The organism is Arthrobacter sp. Dra40 (assembly GCF_059091905.1).
On sequence record NZ_JBNHHB010000394.1, the window covers coordinates 1 to 2886 of the forward strand.

Consider the following 2886-nt stretch of genomic DNA (forward strand, 5'->3'; position numbering starts at 1 on the left):
GCCCGTACTCCCGGCCGACGGCGGTGCCTCTCCGGTTAACTACTGGCTGAGACCGCCAGCGCAAAGCCATGGCCCCTCAGAATGGCCGGGGCTGCCGTTCCAGCAGTAGGTTGCCCGGTGCCGCTAGCCCGGCCAGCAACCCGAACGGTTTGAGGACGACAGTTCCAACGTTCCAGGCCAGCAGCCCGAACCGCCTGTGGCAGCAAGAAAGGCCCGGTCCGGGGACCTTGCTCGCCGCTACTGCGCGGCGCTGACGATCCCCTGACCGGGCATTTGTCCTGCTGCGGCGTTGGCGTTTATCAGTGGCCGACGCTGGCGAGGATCTCCTCAAAGCTTTTGGACTCAACGCCGCCGCGGCCGCGCTCGGTCACCGGCGCACCTTCCACCAAGTCGACCAATTCTGCTGCCGCCCGGTCTGAACGCTCAGACAGTCCGCCGGTACCGGTTTCGCCAGCGCCCCAGTCTTCCGGCGCAGCAAACACGGTGGTCTGCACCGTGCGGGCCCGCAGGTAGCTGAACAGCGGACGGATGGCGTAGTCCAGGGCCAGCGAATGCCTGGCACTGCCGCCGGTGGCCCCCATCAGGACCGGCTTGCCGGCGAGCGCGCGCGGTTCGACCACATCGAAGAAGGACTTGAACAGACCGCTGTAGGAGGCACTAAAGACAGGGGTCACCACAATCAGCGCGTCAGCAGCCACCGTTGCCTTGAGCACTTCATCCAGCTTCGGGGCGGCGTAGCCGGTCACCATGTTGTTGGCGATGTCGACGGCGTAATCCCGCAGCTCCACCATTCGTACCTCGGCTTCAACACCTTGGAGGCCGAACTGGTCCACCGTGGACGCAGCCAGCTGGTCCGCCAGCATCCTGCTGGACGACGGTACGCCGAGTCCTGCGGAGATGACGACGATCTTGCGTTGTGACACTGGAACTCCTCCTGATTCGTTCATGCAATTGCATCTACATGGACCAACCAACGCTGCGCCGGGATTATTCCAGCACAGGACGACGGAATCAGGGCGCCCCCAAATGCGGACGTTGAGAGGCTGGGGCCCCAAAGGGCGGCAGGATCGGCACTTTCACAGCAGCACCCCTTGCCGGCATCCCACCTGGTCACGCCCTGGTGGGGCATCCACCGGGGCCCCGCTTGTCTGTCAGGCGCCGGCGGAGCGGCCCGCGGCGCGTCCGCTGAACAGGCAACCGCCCAGGAATGTTCCTTCCAGCGAGCGGTAGCCGTGCATCCCGCCGCCGCCAAACCCCGCGGCCTCCCCCGCCGCATAGAGCCCCGGCACCGGTTGGCCGTAGCCGGTCAGCACGCGGGATTGCAGATCTGTTTCCAGCCCGCCGAGCGTTTTGCGGGTCAGCACCGATAGCCGCACTGCGATCAGCGGCCCGGCCTCCGGGTCCAGCAACCGGTGCGGCTTGACGGTGCGGATGAGCTTGTCGCCGAGGTATCGACGGGCTGCACGGATGGCCATCACCTGCGCGTCCTTGCCGTAGGCGTTGCCCACCTCCCGGTCGCGCGCCAGGATCTCGGCCTCGACCGCCCCCACGTCCAGCACCGGCCCGTCCCCCAGGTCGGCAAAGGCCGGCAGTACAGGCTCTGCGGGCAAGGGGACCTCAGCCATCTCCGGCCCCGGCGGCTCGGACGGTCCGCTGTCTTCGTCTGCGGCCTTACCGCTGGCATCCGGCGCGCCGAGTGGATGGTTCCGCACCAGCTCATTCATTTTGGCCACCAGCTCAGGCACGCTGGCCGCCTGCACAAAGTCCACGCCGTGATCCAGGAAGGCCTGCACCGGTCCGGGCACGTCCGCCGTCGCCCGCTTGAGCACCTCCCGCACCGACTTACCGGTGAGATCCGGGTTCTGCTCCGAGCCGGAGAGCGCGAACTCCTTCTCGATGATTTTCTTGTTCAGGATGAACCAGCTGTGATCGTGTCCGGTGGTGCGCAAATGCGCCAACGTGCCCAGAGTGTCGAACCCGGGAAACAGCGGCGCGGGCAGCCGTTTGCCCGTCGCGTCCAGCCAGAGCGAGCTGGGACCAGGCAGAATCCGAATCCCGTGCCGGGCCCAGACCGGGTCCCAGTTCCGAATGCCCTCCACGTAGTGCCACATCCGGTCCGGATTGATCACCCGTCCGCCGGCGGCCTGTGCGATGCCGAGCATCCGCCCGTCCACGTATCCGGGAACGCCGGCGACCATATGCCGGGGCGGGGTGCCCAGGCGCTGCGGCCAGTTCCGCCGGACTGCCTCCAGATCCGCTCCAATGCCGCCAGAGGTAACCACGACGGCGCCGGCCGGGTGTTCGAACTCCCCCACCACGGTGCGCGAGGACGAACGGCCGCGCCCCGCCGTCGTTGGTTCCAAAACGCTGCCGCGCACCCCGGTGACAGCGCCGTCCTGGGTGAGCAGCCCATCCACGCGGTGGCGGAACGCGAACGTAACCAGTCCGGCGTCGGCGGCTTCCCGCACCCGGCGCGCGAACGGTTCCACGATGCCGGGGCCGGTGCCCCAGGTGATGTGGAATCGCGGCACCGAGTTGCCCGGACCGCTCGCGTCGTAGCCGCCGCGTTCGGCCCAGCCGACGACCGGGAAAATCCGGTGCCCGCGCTCGCGCAGCCATGCCCGCTTCTCCCCCGCGGCGAAGTTCACGTAGGCCTCCGCCCAGCGGCGCGGCCAATAGTCCTCCGGCCGGTCGAAGCCAGCCGTTCCGAGCCAGTCCTGCCAGGCCAGTTCCACTGAATCTTTGACTCCCAGCCGGCGCTGCTCCGGGGTATCCACCAGGAACAGCCCGCCGAAGCTCCACCAGGCCTGGCCGCCCAGATTTGCTTCCGACTCCTGCTCGACCAGCAGTACATGGCGGCCGGCCCCGGCCAGTTCGGCAGTGGCT

At 67.9% G+C, this 2886-nt stretch carries 2 protein-coding genes; both read right to left on the reverse strand.

What is annotated here, in order from left to right; all coding sequences use genetic code 11:
* Positions 1 to 299: 299 nt before the first annotated feature.
* The gene (locus AC5RWT_RS36330; protein WP_494084455.1) at positions 300 to 923 is read right to left on the reverse strand and encodes an FMN reductase; all 624 of its coding nucleotides are present in this window, start codon (positions 921 to 923) and stop codon (positions 300 to 302) included.
* Positions 924 to 1151: 228 nt separating this feature from the next.
* A partial coding sequence (locus tag AC5RWT_RS36335; RefSeq protein ID WP_494084456.1) for an FAD-binding dehydrogenase occupies positions 1152 to 2886 on the reverse strand: 1735 nt, incomplete at its 5' end.